Origin of the sequence: Bradyrhizobium sp. ma5, assembly GCF_042258955.1 — a bacterium.
Classification (GTDB): Bacteria; Pseudomonadota; Alphaproteobacteria; order Rhizobiales; family Xanthobacteraceae; genus Bradyrhizobium.
This window is the reverse complement of sequence record NZ_CP170156.1, coordinates 9,034,519-9,049,245: the sequence shown is the minus strand read 5'-3', so window position 1 is coordinate 9,049,245 and position 14,727 is coordinate 9,034,519. Positions and strand designations below refer to the sequence as shown.

At 63.6% G+C, this 14,727-nt stretch carries 13 protein-coding genes and 1 pseudogene; 3 read left to right on the top strand and 11 right to left on the bottom strand.

Features of this window, described 5'->3' with window-relative positions; translation table 11 throughout:
* Positions 1–26 precede the first annotated feature (26 nt).
* The 6 genes and pseudogenes from ACE103_RS42755 to rsmI all read right to left on the bottom strand — a co-directional run bounded on the left by ACE103_RS42755 (position 27) and on the right by rsmI (position 7,276).
* Positions 27–2,852: a DNA polymerase gene (locus ACE103_RS42755; RefSeq protein ID WP_375777814.1), complete on the bottom strand. Its 2,826-nt coding sequence runs from the start codon at positions 2,850–2,852 to the stop codon at positions 27–29.
* Between the two features lie 199 nt (positions 2,853–3,051).
* A pseudogene (locus ACE103_RS42750) lies at positions 3,052–3,708 on the bottom strand (magnesium chelatase domain-containing protein); the annotation flags it as partial.
* 106 nt (positions 3,709–3,814) lie between these two features.
* Positions 3,815–4,786, bottom strand: a complete 972-nt coding sequence (locus ACE103_RS42745; protein ID WP_375777813.1) for an MBL fold metallo-hydrolase — start codon at positions 4,784–4,786, stop codon at positions 3,815–3,817.
* 188 nt (positions 4,787–4,974) lie between these two features.
* Positions 4,975–5,922 carry a glutathione synthase gene (gene gshB / locus ACE103_RS42740; protein ID WP_223971408.1) on the bottom strand — a complete coding sequence of 316 codons (948 nt, stop codon included), beginning with the start codon at positions 5,920–5,922 and terminating at the stop codon, positions 4,975–4,977.
* 30 nt (positions 5,923–5,952) lie between these two features.
* A complete protein-coding gene (locus ACE103_RS42735) occupies positions 5,953–6,336 on the bottom strand; it encodes a YraN family protein (RefSeq protein ID WP_166212917.1) in 384 nt (127 codons plus the stop codon).
* Positions 6,323–7,276, bottom strand: coding sequence for a 16S rRNA (cytidine(1402)-2'-O)-methyltransferase (gene rsmI, locus ACE103_RS42730; protein ID WP_375777812.1), 954 nt, complete (start codon positions 7,274–7,276; stop codon positions 6,323–6,325). Before rsmI ends, ACE103_RS42735 begins: the two co-directional genes overlap by 14 nt.
* Before the next feature lie 220 nt (positions 7,277–7,496).
* Here rsmI and ACE103_RS42725 point away from each other — a divergent pair, with 220 nt between their 5' ends.
* Positions 7,497–8,702 (top strand): penicillin-binding protein activator, encoded by a 1,206-nt coding sequence (locus ACE103_RS42725; RefSeq protein WP_375777811.1) that lies wholly within the window; start codon positions 7,497–7,499, stop codon positions 8,700–8,702.
* Between the two features lie 76 nt (positions 8,703–8,778).
* Here ACE103_RS42725 and hemW read toward each other — a convergent pair whose 3' ends face one another.
* The 3 genes from hemW to rph are packed head-to-tail and all read right to left on the bottom strand — an operon-like array spanning position 8,779 to position 11,283.
* Positions 8,779–9,936 carry a radical SAM family heme chaperone HemW gene (hemW, locus tag ACE103_RS42720; RefSeq protein ID WP_375777810.1) on the bottom strand — a complete coding sequence of 386 codons (1,158 nt, stop codon included), beginning with the start codon at positions 9,934–9,936 and terminating at the stop codon, positions 8,779–8,781.
* The gene (gene rdgB, locus ACE103_RS42715; protein ID WP_375777809.1) at positions 9,923–10,558 is read right to left on the bottom strand and encodes an RdgB/HAM1 family non-canonical purine NTP pyrophosphatase; all 636 of its coding nucleotides are present in this window, start codon (positions 10,556–10,558) and stop codon (positions 9,923–9,925) included. Before rdgB ends, hemW begins: the two co-directional genes overlap by 14 nt.
* 11 nt (positions 10,559–10,569) lie before the next feature.
* Positions 10,570–11,283 (bottom strand): ribonuclease PH, encoded by a 714-nt coding sequence (gene rph, locus ACE103_RS42710; protein WP_021078183.1) that lies wholly within the window; start codon positions 11,281–11,283, stop codon positions 10,570–10,572.
* Positions 11,284–11,489: 206 nt separating this feature from the next.
* Between rph and hrcA the strand changes: the two genes are divergently transcribed.
* Positions 11,490–12,578: a heat-inducible transcriptional repressor HrcA gene (gene hrcA / locus ACE103_RS42705; protein ID WP_092120971.1), complete on the top strand. Its 1,089-nt coding sequence runs from the start codon at positions 11,490–11,492 to the stop codon at positions 12,576–12,578.
* 163 nt (positions 12,579–12,741) lie between these two features.
* A complete protein-coding gene (gene grpE / locus ACE103_RS42700) occupies positions 12,742–13,347 on the top strand; it encodes a nucleotide exchange factor GrpE (RefSeq protein ID WP_223971426.1) in 606 nt (201 codons plus the stop codon).
* Positions 13,348–13,384: 37 nt separating this feature from the next.
* On the opposite strand, the gene ACE103_RS42695 is transcribed toward grpE, so the two are convergent.
* Together ACE103_RS42695 and ACE103_RS42690 are read right to left on the bottom strand one after the other, a co-directional pair.
* Positions 13,385–13,810 (bottom strand): VOC family protein, encoded by a 426-nt coding sequence (locus ACE103_RS42695; protein WP_375777808.1) that lies wholly within the window; start codon positions 13,808–13,810, stop codon positions 13,385–13,387.
* A gap of 68 nt (positions 13,811–13,878) precedes the next feature.
* Positions 13,879–14,721 (bottom strand): helix-turn-helix domain-containing protein, encoded by an 843-nt coding sequence (locus tag ACE103_RS42690; RefSeq protein ID WP_375777807.1) that lies wholly within the window; start codon positions 14,719–14,721, stop codon positions 13,879–13,881.
* Positions 14,722–14,727: the final 6 nt, after the last annotated feature.

Genomic DNA, 14,727 nt, shown 5'->3' with positions numbered 1-14,727 from the left:
TTCGTCGGCATAGTCACTCACCAGCATTAGTCATGAAGTCCATATTCCTGCCGAGTCAACCACCGCCGAGGAGGGTCTACGTAGTCGCGCGGCTGCTCGAAAATTCGCTTCAGCTCCCAGCTGGGCTGCAAGGCCGGTTCAATTCTGCCGATACCGGGGATGGTTATCCCTCGATAGTACCAATCGCCTCGAGTATGCAGCCGAAGGTGCGGACGCCGTCTAGGCTTGACGGTCGCCAATGCATGATGCGTCGCACAGAGGGTTTCGGTAACTAAATCCGGATACAAGACGTTTAGCTTCGCAATAGCTGCGAGGACACTTTCCGTGGGGGGAATGCTATTCGCCGTAAAGCTCTGCTTGCTGCCATTCTCGACGTTTGCGCGGCTACATCCCACGCCACACGCGGTGAACAAGTCTGCGAACTGCTGAGCCGACCGGATAGCAGGATTTTTGCGCAATCCCAGCAAATCCATATGCCAAGCAGCACACAAGGCCTTTCGCAGACGACTTAGATCACCGGACCGTTTCCTAAGGTACCTGCGATCTTGGTCGGATAACTGCATCTGGGAGTCGACATAAACGGAAAATGAGTCGAGATCGCCAACTGACCTAATGCAGTGTGGATCGGAATCCAGATACTTTTCAAAGAGACCGCGCACTGCGATGAACTGATCTACAGTCTCCCACGGGACGGTTGAGAATGCGCAATGCTTGTAATCTTCGTGGTCAAATAGGATGTCGGGCTTCCGCTTCCAATCGTATTCCATGTTTACGCGGCGGCTGACCTCCTTCCAAACAAGGTCAGTATCGAACTCGATAATGTCGCGGATGCCGGTCAGACTCTCAAAAGTAAGCCTGTCCTCTGGAGTTCGCGCAAAGAACATTCTCACGATCTCGGCATTTCGCGATTCCAGCGTATCGAAGCCATCGTCCAGCCGGAGCCCGCCCTTAGCCAGTACGATGTTCGTCGGCTTCTGCTCTAGCGTACCCTCAATCAGTGTTGCTTGACCTCGAGTTCTCCAACCGAGGGGGCAACGTACTCGGTGCTTGACTTCCAGGACCGTCGGCTCGCCCGTCAAGAGGTCACGAGTCTCCTTGAACGCATTCGCCGTGGGTCCTTGGACGGCGGTATCAATCTCGGCCTTCGTAGCATTGGTCAAGAATCCATCGGTCGTGCAGCTAAACACGCAAACTCGATCCGGCAGAGCATTCAGTATCTCACCGATGACCGCGCGTACGAACGACGTGATGTAGGCCGCAAAATAGGGATTTGTGATCTTGCTAGGTGGGAGAGGAACCATGTCCATCGATCGACTGTCATAGACACGCTTCTCACGGAGCCCCTGCGCGGTCTTCCCATAAGTCGAGTTGCTGAGCTCCTTCCAAAACAGATCATCGAGCGATTTCTTCGGATATTTGCGACGCTCTGTGATGCAATGCCTGATGTAACTCGCGAAAACAGGTTCACGGCTGTCTGACGCAACTACGACGCCATGCTTGATCGTCAGTTTTGCACCAAGTGCGTTCGCCAGAGCAATCTCTGGCGCGGCGCAGAACGACTGACCCTTCCTTGGGAAGATTAGACCGTTGTCAGTCCTGACTGGTAGAGACGGAAATCGAACCGTTGCAGGAAACTCAAAATCAACAAGCGCATAACCGAGTGTCTGGATTCCAAAGTCAGTTACCGCGAGCGTGTGCTTGAAATCACTCCAATCTGGTGTGCCGATCAACGCCATGCCCGTCGCGTAGGCACTCGACAGATCAAAGTCCGTCCAATCATCCACGAAAGCAGGACCAAACCAGTACTGTTCGTTTCTGCCACCGTGGTACGCTTCCGTCGCTAGCTGTTCGTACAGTGCATAGTTCTGGCGAGCGACTTCACGGCTTTCAGTCTGATAGTGGCCCCGACGCTTGTTCCAGCGCTTCTCTTTGACGACCTCTCGACCAAGAATAGCGTCTGCGTCTCTCGATTCGTCTCGCCATTTCTTCAAAAGAAGATCAACACCAATCGCGGTCAGCGTGACAGGCAACCGAGGCTTTCCGAGGTGAAGTTCACAGAGACGAATGATTCTCTGGGCATACTCCGCACAGATAACGGCATCCTGAATCGCGTACTTCCGAAATAGCGGCCAGTCGCGCGACCGCAATTCGTCCATCCGACCCTTGATTCGGCGTTCTTCTGCTGGATCGTCATGAAGCGTCACTTTCGGAATAGCAAGAATTTCGCCAAGCGCTGCGAGTGCCTGAGAACCAGCAGGAGCGAGGAGAAACGTGTCACGCAACAGAACACAAAGCTCGATTTCACCGGTAGTCGTGTTGACAACGAAATCAAAGCTCGCATCGGTTGAGACAAACGAACTGCGCACCGCAGCGGCAATCTTTTTGATGCTGTCAAAATCGCTAAACGCGGGAAGGTCAGCTTTGGTGTAGTGGCCAACCAGATAGATGGACCGCGGCAGTAATCCATCGTTCTGGCTCTGCGGACGCGAACCGAGAGCGAAGACGACCAATTCTCCCATCGACATCCGTTCATCTTCGGATGGGATAGCTATCCCCGACCAGGCTTCTCCCGATGGAAGGAGGCAATGGAATTGATACGACAGGACCCGATACTTCGCTCGACCCTCACGAATGTCGTCGCGCGAGGACGGGGAATCGGGTGTTACGTACTCGGTATCGAAACCGATGATCACACAATCTGACACCCCCGCAACTTTCTTCTGCGGCTTCGGCTGGAAGTTGCTTGCGTCGATGGAAAACGTACAAGCCTCCGAAGAAACCTCCGGCGGCGTCAGATTGAGGGTCACAGAAGCTGGGATCGTCTTGCGATCCTTGGAGCTGCGGTCTTGCATTCCGAGTAACGAGGTCACGCTTCAGTAAATGTACGACCTCTTCTCCCATAGCAGACATTTACTGAAGTTGACGGGGATTCGAGGCCAAGGACGCGACCTTCAGTAAATGTACGACCTCTTCTCCCATAGGGGGCATTTACTGAGGTTTGTGTCGAAGCGCAGCAAATCGTCAAATTTGTTGGGTCTTAATTGGCCATCACATCAGCAAATGATGTCCGCCGGCGGCGGCGATCTCGAGCGCGCGCTTTGCGCTCTCCTGGCCCTTGATGTCGCGCAGATCGAGCAGCGCTTCCTCGCGCGCCTCGTTCTGGTCTTGCACCTTCGGCTGTGGCCGCGACAGCACCTGTGTGCCCTTGAAGTGATTGGCGATCTGGATCAGCGAGTGAGCCGCGATGATCTGGATGTCCGGGCTCGCCCAGGCGGCCTCCGAGCCGCAGGCGGCGGGGCAGATCAGCCCTTCGTCGCGCGAATTGGCGCCGATCGCCGCGGGCAGCACGCCCGCCACCGGTGCGATCGAGCCGTCGAGCCCGAGTTCGCCGAGCACGGTGAAGCCGCTGAGCGCATCGGGCGGGATCGCCCCGATCGCCGCCATCAGGCCGAGCGCGATCGGCAGGTCGTAATGGCTGCCCTCCTTGGGGAGGTCAGCCGGCGCGAGGTTGACGGTGATGCGGCGGGCGGGAAGCGCCAGCCCGGAGGCGATCAGCGCCGAGCGCACCCGCTCGCGCGCCTCCGACACCGCCTTGTCGGGCAGGCCGACGATCGCGAACGCCGGCAGTCCCGGCGCGACCTGGACCTGCACGTCGACCGCACGGGCCTCAATCCCCTCGAATGCGACGGTGGAAACCCGCTGGACCATGCTGCCCCTATCTTCCGCCACCCAAGGTAGCGGAGCGGACTGCCCAGCGCAAGAACATTAAGGGAACATCCGGGGGCGACACGCGCCGACCCCGGATGCGCCGGCGTTACAACGTCATCTGCATCGGTTCCGGATAGTAGTGGAAGCCCTCGCCGGCCTTGGCGACGTGGCCGTAGCCCGGCCAGGCGAAGTGATAGGACATCACAGGCGTCTTGTTCGCGGCCAGCATCTCAAGGAGCTTGACCCGCGAGTTCGCCGCCTGCTTCGGATCGGTGTCGTAGGAGAACTCCATCCGCGGCCGCTCCAAGAGCAGCACCGCGTGATGCGAGAGATCGCCGAGGAAGGCAAAGGACTTGCCGCCCGAGCTCACCATGAAGATGGAGTGACCCACGGTGTGGCCGGGCGCTGCGATCGCCGTCACGCCGGGCAGGAATTCCTGGCCGTCCTTAAAGAACACGATGCGGTCGCGCACCGGCAGCAGGTTCTTGCGGGCGTGCACCACAAAGTCCTTCAACGGACTGCCCATCTTGCCTTCATCGGTCCAGAAATCGAGATCGCTCTGCGCGATGTAGTATTGCGCATTCGGGAACAGCGGCCTGTCGTCGGCGCCGACGATGCCGCCGATATGATCGATATGCGCGTGCGACAGCACGACGGCATCGATATCCTCCGGCTTGATGCCGGCTTCCTGCATGCTCTTCTGCTGCCGGCCGGTGGTCGGGCCGAACGCCTTCGATGTGCCCATGCCGGTATCGAACAGGATCAGCCGGTCGCCCATGTTGACGATCGGCGAGTTCTGCTCGAGCACGACATTGTCGGGCGAGAGGAAATTGTCGGAGAGCATCTTCTTCACTTCTTCCTTCGGCACGCCGGTGAAGGTGCCGGAGGGATCGCCGAGCGGAAGCGGGCCGTCGGAGACGACGGTCACTTCGGCATCGCCGAGAACGAAGCGGTGCCAATAGGGAGTCTGCGTGCCGAGCTTCGGCGCGCGTGCCTGTGCAGTACTGCCGAGAAGTGTGCTGGCGCCGAGACCGGCACCGAGCGCGAGCAAGGATCGTCGTGAGACATTGAGCGTCATAACGTCTTCCTCCACATTTTTTATGAGATTTTCGCGTTGTTGCCCGCGCGTTGACCCGCCGCTTGACCTGACGCAGGCAAGAGAATGCTGCCCTCGCCCGCGCAAGCTGGCAAGTAGAATAAGGCGAACGCACGCGCGCCGATGCGCTGGCTAAATTTCAGCCAGCATGTGCGGCGCACAAGGGAGGATTATTTCGCGGCGCGCTTCTTCTCGATGGTATCCCAGATCATCGCTGCGACATCCGGGCCGTTGAGCCGCTGGATGGCGCGGATGCCGGTCGGCGAGGTGACGTTGATCTCGGTCAGATTGCCGTCGATCACATCGATGCCGACGAACAGCAGGCCGCGTTCGCGCAGCGCCGGTCCAAGCGTGGCGCAGATTTCGCGCTCGCGATCCGAGAGCTCGGTCGCCTTGGCCGCACCGCCGCGCACCATGTTGGAGCGCAGATCGTCCGCGGCCGGCACGCGGTTGACGGCGCCGGCGAATTCGCCGTCGACCAGGATGATGCGCTTGTCGCCATGCTTCACCTCGGGGAGGAAGCGCTGAATCACCCAGGGCTCCTTGAAGGTGACCGAGAACATGTCGAACAGCGAACCGAAGTTCATGTCCTGCGGCATCACGCGGAACACCGCGGCGCCGCCATGACCGTGCAACGGCTTCATGACGACGGCGCCGTGCTGGTCGCGGAAGGCGTTGATCTCGTCGAGGTCGCGCGAGATCAGGGTCGGCGGCATCAGCTGCGGGAAATTCATCACGAACAGCTTTTCCGGTGCGTTGCGCACGCTGGCCGGATCGTTGACGACCAGCGTCTTCGGATGGATGCGCTCGAGGAAATGGGTCGAGGTGATGTAGGCGAGGTCGAACGGCGGGTCCTGCCGCAGCAGCACGACGTCGAAGCCATTGAGGGCCTCCCGTTTCGGCTCGCCCAGTGTGAAGTGATCGCCGACCTCGTCGCGCACGGTGAGCGACTGCACCGGCGCCACCAGCTCCTCGCCGCGCAGCGACAGCTTGTCGGGCGTGTAGTAGGAAATGCCGTGGCCGCGCTTCTGCGCCTCGAGCAGCAGCGCGAAGGTCGAATCGCCGCGGATGTTGATGCGCGCGATGGGATCCATCTGAACGGCGATCTTCAATTTCATAAGCGTGTCCCGCGAGGTCTGAGGGTAACTTTAAGGGCTTGCGTCGAATGCCGCTAACAGATGGCGCGGCAGGCTCTTCGGCGCAATCAGCACGGCGTCGAATCTGAGATCAAATTCGGCATGTTCGGGATGCGCCATCAGCCAGGCTTGGGCGGCATTGACGATGCGCTGCTGCTGGCGCGGCGTCACCGCATAGGCGGCGTCGTCGAGGCTGGCCCGGGCCTTGACCTCGACGAAGGCGAGCAGATTGCGCCGCCGCACCACCAGGTCGATCTCGCCATAAGGAGTGCGGAAGCGCCTTGCCAGGATGCGATAGCCCTTGGCGATCAGGAGGGCTGCGGCGCGGCTTTCGGCCGAGATGCCGGTGCGGAACGCGGCGACGCGTTCGGGCGAGGCGCTGTCAGTCTTCGCCATCGCCATCCCCGGTGGTCTTCGCGAGCTCCAGCGCTCGGGCGTAGACCTCGCGGCGCGGCCGGCCCGACAGCTCGACCGCATGCGCCACCGCATCCTTGACGCTGCCGCGGGCGAGCTGTACGCGCAACAAATCGTCGAGCGCGTCCTGGCCCATCACGCCGGCATCGTCAGGCGGCGGCCCGACGACGAGCACGAACTCGCCTCGCGTCTCCAGCGCGTCGGCGCCTGCCGCAAGCTCGGCGACCGTCGCGCGCTTGACCTCTTCGTGCAGCTTGGTCAGCTCGCGGCAGATCGCGGCATCGCGTCCAGCCATGATCGCGGCGAGGTCGCGCAGCGTGTCCTGCACCCGATTGCCGGATTCGAACATCACCAGCGTCGCATCGATCCGGGCCAGCTCGGTGAGCCGCGCGCGGCGCGCATGCTCCTTCGACGGCAAAAATCCCTCGAAGAAGAACCGGTCGGTCGGCAGCGCCGCAACCGACAGCGCGGTCAACACCGACGATGGCCCCGGCACCGCGATGACGGCATGCCCGGCGGCGCAGACGTCGCGCACCAGTTTGAAGCCGGGATCGGAGATCAGCGGCGTGCCGGCGTCCGAGACCAGTGCAATCGCAGCACCCTGCGCCAGCCGTTCGAGGATCTTGGGCCGGGCTTGGGCTGCGTTGTGCTCGTGGTAGAGCGCGAGCTCGGCGGTGATCGCGTAACGCTCGGTCAGCCGGCGCGTAATCCTTGTGTCCTCGCAGGCGATGACGTCGACACCGGCCAGCGTCTCGAGCGCGCGCAGGGTGATGTCGGCGAGATTTCCGATCGGGGTCGCGACCAGATGCAGCCCGGGCCTGGCCTTTGGCGCGGCAAGCTGCTGGCCGCCGATCGAAAAGGTTTTGGCTGCAGCGCCCGTCGAGGCATCCGAATGGTGGAGGGAACTGGCTTTTGCGCGCATAATGCCAATCTAGAGGGATGGCAGCGCTTGCGCCACATCCGCAAACGGCGGTGGCGGAAGGGCTGCCGTGGAGGGAAATGAAGGCCGCGGCAACGGCGCCACAGGGCCATAATCCTTTTGTTTTAGTTAACTATTCGCCGACAATATGCCTGAATCCACCCGCCTCATCAGAGCTGGATGGAGTCCTGGCCGATCCTGGTCGGTCAAGAGAAGAGAGACGATGGAAGGCCCGCATCACCGTACGTCCCCGCCGTCGGGCACGACCCGGCGGACCGCGCTTGGCCTGATCGTGGGCGCGCCGCTGCTGACCGCCTGTTCCGGCATCCAGCAGAGCTTGAGCCAGTTTTCTAGCAGCAACCCCGAAGCTGGGCCTGCCGGTCCGCAGCAGCAGCCGCAGGCGGTCGGCACCGGGCAGGTCAAAATTGGATTGATTTTGCCGCTGTCCGCGTCCGGCAATGCCGGGCTCGCCGCGCAGTCGATGCGGAACGCCGCCGAAATGGCGCTCGCGGAATTTCAGAACCCGAACATTCAGCTCCTGATCAAGGACGATGGCGGCAGCCCGCAGGGTGCGGCGCAGGGCACCCAGCAGGCGCTGTCCGAAGGCGCCGAGATCATTCTGGGACCGCTGTTCGCAGGCTCGGTGCCGCCCACCGCGCAACTGACGCGGCCGCGCGGCACCTCGGTGATCGCATTCTCCACCGATTCGAGCGTCGCCGGGCACGGCGTCTACCTCCTGAGTTTCCTGCCGGAGTCCGACATCAATCGGATCGTCGACTATTCCTCGGGGATCGGAAAACGCTCGTTCGCCGCGATGGTGCCTGATAACGCCTATGGCAACGTGGTCGAGGCCGCGTTCAAGCAGGCGGTCGGCCGCAAGAACGGCCGCGTCATCGCATTCGAGAAATATGGCGCCGATCGCGCGACGCCGGCGCGGACCGTGGCGCAGGCGCTCGGCCAGGCCGATGCGCTGCTGATCGCCGACGACGGCGATTCGGTGGTTGCGACCGCCGATGCGCTGACCGCGGCGGGTGCCAATCTGCGCAACATCCAGCTGCTCGGCACGGGGTTGTGGGACAATCCGCGGGTGTTCGCGAGCCCGGTCCTGCAAGGCGGCCTCTACGCCGCGCCCGATCCGTCAGGTTTCCGCGGCTTCGCCGGCCGCTATCGCGCCAAATTCGGCGGCGAGCCGGTGCGCACCGCAACGCTTGCCTATGACGCCGTGGCGCTGATGGCGGCGCTGGCGCGCACCCAGGGCGCGCAGCGCTTTGCGCCGGAGACGCTGACCAATCCATCCGGCTTTGCCGGCATCGACGGCCTGTTCCGCTTCCGCTCCGACGGCACCAATGAGCGTGGCCTTGCGGTCATGAAGGTGGCTTCGGCTGGAAGCACGCCGGTCGCAGGCTCGCCGAAGAGTTTTGGCGCTTGATTTTCGTCAGACGGTCAAGCTGCCGTGTCGAGCGCGGGCAACCGCCGGCTACTTTGCATGGGGTTGTTTTCGATATTTAGGCGGCGAGATCCGCAACGACCGCGTCGAGCACCGGGAAGCCCGACTTGGTCACGCGTAGCCGTCCGTCGGCATCGACGGCGATGGCGCCTTCCTCGCGCAGCATCGCGATCCGCTGCGGATCGAGCTTTCGGCCGGAAAGCTTTGTATAGCGCGTCGGATCGATGCCCTCGGCGAGCCGCAGCCCCATCAAGAGGAATTCGTCGGCGCGTTCTTCGCTGTTGAGGCTGTCGTCGGTGACGACGCCGTGGCCACGTTCCTCGACGTTCAACAGCCAGGCCTCGGGGCGCCGCTCGGTCGCGGTCGCGTGCCTGACGCCGTCGATGTCGAGCCTTCCATGCGCGCCGGGGCCGATGCCGGCATATTCCTCACCGCGCCAATAGACGAGGTTGTGCTTGCACTCCGCGCCGGCGCGGGCGTGGTTGGAGATCTCGTAGGCGGGCAATCCCTCGCGGGCGCAGACCTCCTGCGTCACGTCGTAGAGGGCGCGCGCGGTCGCTTCATCCGGAGTCTGCAATTTGCCGGCGGCATGCAGCCCGAAGAACGGCGTGCCTTCCTCGATCGTGAGTTGATAGAGCGACAGGTGCTCGGCCGCTTCCGAGATCGCCTGCTTCAATTCGTCGGCCCACATCTGCGGCGTCTGGTCGGGACGGGCGTAGATCAGATCGAACGAGTAACGGTCGAATGCGCTTCGCGCGATCGCAACCGCGTCGAGCGCCTCGCGCGCGGTGTGCAAGCGGCCCAATGCCTTCAGCGACGCATCGTCCAGTGCCTGCACGCCGAGCGAGACCCGGTTGACGCCGGCTGCGCGATAGCCGCGAAAGCGTGTCGCCTCGACGCTGGTCGGATTGGCCTCGAGCGTGACCTCGACGTCGCGCGCGACCTGCCAGTGCTTGCCGATCGCATCGAGCACGGCGCCGACGGTCTGCGGCTGCATCAACGACGGCGTGCCGCCGCCGAGGAAGATCGAGGACACTTCGCGTCCCGGCACCCGCGCGGCCGTGGTCTCGATCTCGCGGGCGAACGCGCGCACGAAGCGCGCCTCGTCGATAGGCCCGTGCCGGACGTGGCTGTTGAAATCGCAATACGGGCATTTCGACAGGCAGAACGGCCAGTGCACGTAGACGCCGAAAGCTTCTCGTTCAGCGTGGCTCAAGGCAAATCTCCGCGAGCTTCACGAAGGCGCGGGCGCGATGCGACAGGCCGAGTCCGAGCGGCGGCAGGCCGTGCTTCTCGATGCTGCTCATCTCGCCAAAGGTCCGCGTGTAACCGTCGGGCAGGAACGCCGGATCATAGCCGAATCCGGCGGTGCCGCGTGGCGGCCAGACCAGGGTTCCGTCGACCCGGGCCTCGACTTCTTCGAGGTGATCGTCCGGCCAGGCCACGCACAGCGCGGAGACGAAATGCGCCTTGCGCTGCTCCGGCGCAGTGGCGCCGCGCTCCTGCAGCAGGCGCTCGATCCGCGTCATCGCCGCCATGAAGTCCTTGCCCTCGCCGGCCCAGCGCGCCGAGTAGATCCCGGGCGCGCCGTCGAGCGCGTCGACCACGAGGCCGGAATCGTCGGCGAAGGCCGGTAATCCCCTCGCCTTCGCCGCCGCGATCGACTTGATCGCGGCGTTGGCGCGGAAGGTGTCACCGGTCTCCTCGGGCTCGGCCAGGCCGAGCTCGCCGGCCGACACCGCCTCGACGCCGTGCGGCGCCAGCAGTTCCCGCATCTCGGCAAGCTTGCCGGGATTATGGGTGGCGATGACGAGCCTTCCGGTGATTCGGCGATGCATGGCCAATCTGACTACGCCACCGCGATCTTTTGCAAGTCGACCAGACGCGCGACACCTTTGCGCGCCAGGGCCATCAGCGCCAGGAACTCGTCCTGCGAGAACGGCGTCTTCTCGGCGGTGCCCTGCACCTCGATGATGCGGCCGTCGCCGGTCATCACGAAATTGGCGTCGGTGTCGGCCTCGGAATCCTCGGCATAGTCGAGATCGAGCACCGGTGTGCCCTGATAGATGCCGCAGGAGATCGCCGCCACGTTGTCGCGCAACACGTTGGTCTTCAGCATGTTGCGGGTCTTCATCCAGTTGATGCAGTCGGCCAGCGCCACCCAGGCACCGGTGATCGAGGCGGTGCGGGTGCCGCCATCGGCCTGGATGACGTCGCAATCGACCGTGATCTGGCGCTCGCCGAGCGCCTCGAGGTCGACAGCTGCGCGCAGCGAGCGGCCGATCAGCCGCTGGATCTCGACGGTGCGGCCGCCCTGCTTGCCGGCGGAGGCCTCGCGGCGGGTGCGTTCCAGGGTGGCGCGCGGCAGCATGCCGTATTCGGCGGTGACCCAGCCGCGGCCCTGCCCCTTCAGCCACGGCGGCAACCGCTCTTCCAGCGTGGCGGTCACCAGCACATGGGTGTCACCGAACTTCACCATGCAGGAACCCTCGGCATATTTGACGACGCCGCGTTCCAGCGACACGGGACGCAGTTCATCGGGCGCACGGCGGCTTGGCCGCATGGAAATCCTCCAGAATTCCGAGAGATAGGGCTGGGCGTGCTTGTAGGAGGGGGAAGCGGCAGCGGCAAGGGTTTTGGCAAGGGATTGGCATGGGTTTTGGCGAGGGTTTTGGCCCCGGAATGGTCCGGGTGCCAGGGGGCCGAATGGATGCTTGTCACCGGCCTCCGGGAGCGACAGATTAGGCAGCAATTGTGAAGGACTGGAGTTTGACGCACCACGATCCGATAGGCCTGATCGCCCCGCATGCCGGGCTCGCCCAGCTCAACGAGCGGTCGCGCGACATTTTTCGCCAAATCGTCGAAAGCTATCTCGCGACCGGCGAACCGGTCGGCTCGCGCAACATCTCGCGCCTGATCGCATTACCGTTGTCGCCGGCCTCGGTCCGCAATGTGATGTCGGATCTCGAGCAGCTCGGCCTGATCTATGCGCCGCACACCTCTGCCGGCCGGCTGCCGACCGAGCTCGGCCTGCGTTTCTTCGTCGACGCCCTGATGCAGGTCGGCGACCTCACCGAGGCCGAGCGGCAATCGATCCAGACCCAGCTCGCGGCGGTCGATCGTGCGCAATCGGTCGAGGCGGCGCTTGGCGAAGCGTTGACGCGGCTGTCGGGGCTGACCCGGGCGGCGGCAGTGGTGCTGACGCAGAAATCGAATGCGCGGCTGAAGCACATCGAATTCGTGCGGCTGGAGCCCGAGAAGGCGCTGGTCGTGCTGGTCGGCGAAGACGGCCAGGTTGAAAACCGGGTGCTGGCGCTGCCGCCGGGCGTGCCGTCCTCCGCCCTGACGGAGGCGACCAATTTCCTCAATGCGCGGATCCGTGGCCGGACGCTGGCGGAAGCGCGGCTCGAGCTCGAGACCGCATTGACGCAGAACCGCGCCGAACTCGATCAGCTCACACAGAAGGTCGTCGCGGCCGGCATCGCGAGCTGGTCCGGCGGCGCAAACGAGGACCGCCAACTGATCGTGCGCGGTCACGCCAATCTGCTCGAGGATCTGCATGCGCTGGACGATCTCGAGCGGATCAAGTCGCTGTTCGACGATCTCGAGACCAAGCGCGGCGTGATCGATCTGCTTGGCCGCGCGGAGCGCGGCGAGGGCGTGCGGATCTTCATCGGCTCGGAGAACAAGCTGTTCTCGCTGTCGGGTTCCTCCACCATCATCGCGCCCTATGGCGACGCCCAGGGACGGATCGTCGGCGTGCTCGGCGTGATCGGACCGACGCGATTGAACTATGCGCGGGTGATCCCGACCGTCGATTATGCCGCCCGCATCGTCAGCAAGATGCTGGGCGGCTGACCGGAGTGGATTTCGCTTTCATTTGACGGTTTTCGTTGCTCAAGCCGGAGGTCCCTGTTCCCGAAGCCGGTATGTTGCGCTTGATTTTCGCCGCCTAAAGCACGATATCCCGGGCAGCAATCCCCAAGATTTGAACCGACGCGAGTTTTCGAGAAGGCAAGCCATGACCGATCCGAACCGGGCCAATGACAACACCGAGAATTCGGCGCCGACGGGTGAGCCCGTGGTCTCGAAGCCCTACATCATGCCTGACGATCCAGAGGTGGGGTCGGCCGAGGCGCTGACCAAGGAACTCGCCGAGGCGCGCGACCGTACGCTGCGCACGCTGGCCGAGATGGAGAACCTCCGTCAGCGCACCCGCCGCGAGGTTGCCGACGCCAAGACCTATGGCATCACCGGCTTCGCCCGAGACGTGCTCGATATCGCCGACAATCTGCAGCGCGCGATCGATGCCGTGCCGGCCGAGACCAAGGAATCGGCCGATCCGGGCCTGAAGGCGCTGATCGAAGGCGTCGAGCTGACCGAGCGCTCGCTGCTCAACGCGCTGGAGAAGAACGGCGTCAAGAAGTTCGATCCGATCGGCGAGAAGTTCGATCCGAATTTCCAGCAGGCGATGTTCGAGGTGCCGGACACCTCGGTGCCGTCGGGCACGGTGGTGCAGGTCGTGCAGGCCGGCTACATGATCGGCGAGCGCATCCTGCGTCCGGCGCTGGTCGGCGTCTCCAAGGGCGGCGCCAAGGCCGCGCCGAGCGCCGACATCACGGTCTGATCGGTCCGACACCGGCCCTGAGGCGGCTGCTGTCGTTTCACGGCAGCGGCTTCTCATGCGCCTTCGGCCAATAGGTGCCGAAACTCCAGAGATTTCCTTCCGGATCACGGCAGGCGAAATCGCGGCTGCCATAATCCGTGTCACGCAGTTCCATTTCGATCTTTGCACCCGCCGCCCTGGCTTTCGCATGCAGGGCGTCGGGATCGTCGACGGCGATGTAGATTGAATCAGTGCGGCGGCCGGTGACATCGCCGACCAGCTTGGCGTAGGCATCGTCGCGGCTCTGGCCCAGCATCAGCATCGCGGAACCATAGGCGAGCTCGGCATGGTGGATCGCACCGCCGTCGCGGTAGACCACGTGCTCGGTGAACCCGATCACGGTCTTGAGCCAGACGATCATCGCCTCGGCGTCCTTGCAGCGCAGGGTCGGATAGATGCGGGGCGGTTCGATGTCGTGCGTCATGGTGGCTCATCTCCTGGGCTGATGGCGCCACTCTGCACGAGGCAATCCGTCTTCGGCTTGAAGGTTTGTTACCAGTCCTCGGAACGAACCAGCCGGCCGTTGGTCAGCGCCTGGCGGCGCGCCCAGGCCGTGGGCGGTTCGCCAGCGAATTCGACGAACTCGCGGGCGAGATGGGCCTGGTCGGCATAGCCGCTTTCCGCCGCGATCCCCGCCCAGCCGAGCCTGGATCCGCTTTGCGCAAGTCGGCTCGCGCGATGAAACCGCATCATGCGCGCCAGCGATTTGGGCGCGAGGCCCAGCTCCGATCGAAACCGGCCGACCAGATGCTTGCGGCTCCAGCCGATCTCCCTGGCGAGCTCCGTGATCCGGGTGGCTCCGGCAGAACGCGTCAGCCTGTGGTAGGCGAAGACGATCTCCGGTGATGGCGCGCGGCCGGTGCAACGGAGCACGAAATCCTCGATCAGGTCGAAGCGGCGCTGCCAGCACGTCCCGGCGCCGAGCCGTTCGCGCAGCCGACGGCCATCATGGCCGAGCACGTCGTCGATATCGATCATGCGTCCGGCGAGCTCGGTCACGGCGCCGCCGAAGAAGCTGTAAGCACCGAGCGGGGTGAAATCCACCTGCACGCAGGCGGCGTGGCCATTGGACTCGATGTAGACCGGTCCCGCATAGAGGCCGGCAGCGAAGCTCTGCTGGCGGTCGCTCGCTTCAGGTTCTCGCCCGAGCGCGATCAGGAACGGGGAGCCGAAGCTGATGATCAGCGGCACGATCAGCGGCGCGGCCTGCCGCTGCGCGAACCGGCCGGCCGCGGTCTCGCGATAGCCGGTCATCGCAGCAATCAGTCCCGCCGTGCGCAGCGACGGTGCGCGCTGCACGAATTCAAATGCGACGGGCGGCGCAAACTCGGCCACGCGAAT

Bases quoted from the DNA above. Each gene is read 5' to 3' on its own strand.
- ACE103_RS42745 (WP_375777813.1), bottom strand. From the start codon at position 4,786: ATGACGCTCAATGTCTCACGACGATCCTTGCTCGCGCTCGGTGCCGGT.
- ACE103_RS42755 (WP_375777814.1), bottom strand. From the start codon at position 2,852: ATGCAAGACCGCAGCTCCAAGGATCGCAAGACGATCCCAGCTTCTGTG.
- rdgB (WP_375777809.1), bottom strand. From the start codon at position 10,558: ATGCATCGCCGAATCACCGGAAGGCTCGTCATCGCCACCCATAATCCC.
- grpE (WP_223971426.1), top strand. From the start codon at position 12,742: ATGACCGATCCGAACCGGGCCAATGACAACACCGAGAATTCGGCGCCG.
- rsmI (WP_375777812.1), bottom strand. From the start codon at position 7,276: ATGCGCGCAAAAGCCAGTTCCCTCCACCATTCGGATGCCTCGACGGGC.
- ACE103_RS42735 (WP_166212917.1), bottom strand. From the start codon at position 6,336: ATGGCGAAGACTGACAGCGCCTCGCCCGAACGCGTCGCCGCGTTCCGC.
- rph (WP_021078183.1), bottom strand. From the start codon at position 11,283: ATGCGGCCAAGCCGCCGTGCGCCCGATGAACTGCGTCCCGTGTCGCTG.
- ACE103_RS42695 (WP_375777808.1), bottom strand. From the start codon at position 13,810: ATGACGCACGACATCGAACCGCCCCGCATCTATCCGACCCTGCGCTGC.
- ACE103_RS42725 (WP_375777811.1), top strand. From the start codon at position 7,497: ATGGAAGGCCCGCATCACCGTACGTCCCCGCCGTCGGGCACGACCCGG.
- gshB (WP_223971408.1), bottom strand. From the start codon at position 5,922: ATGAAATTGAAGATCGCCGTTCAGATGGATCCCATCGCGCGCATCAAC.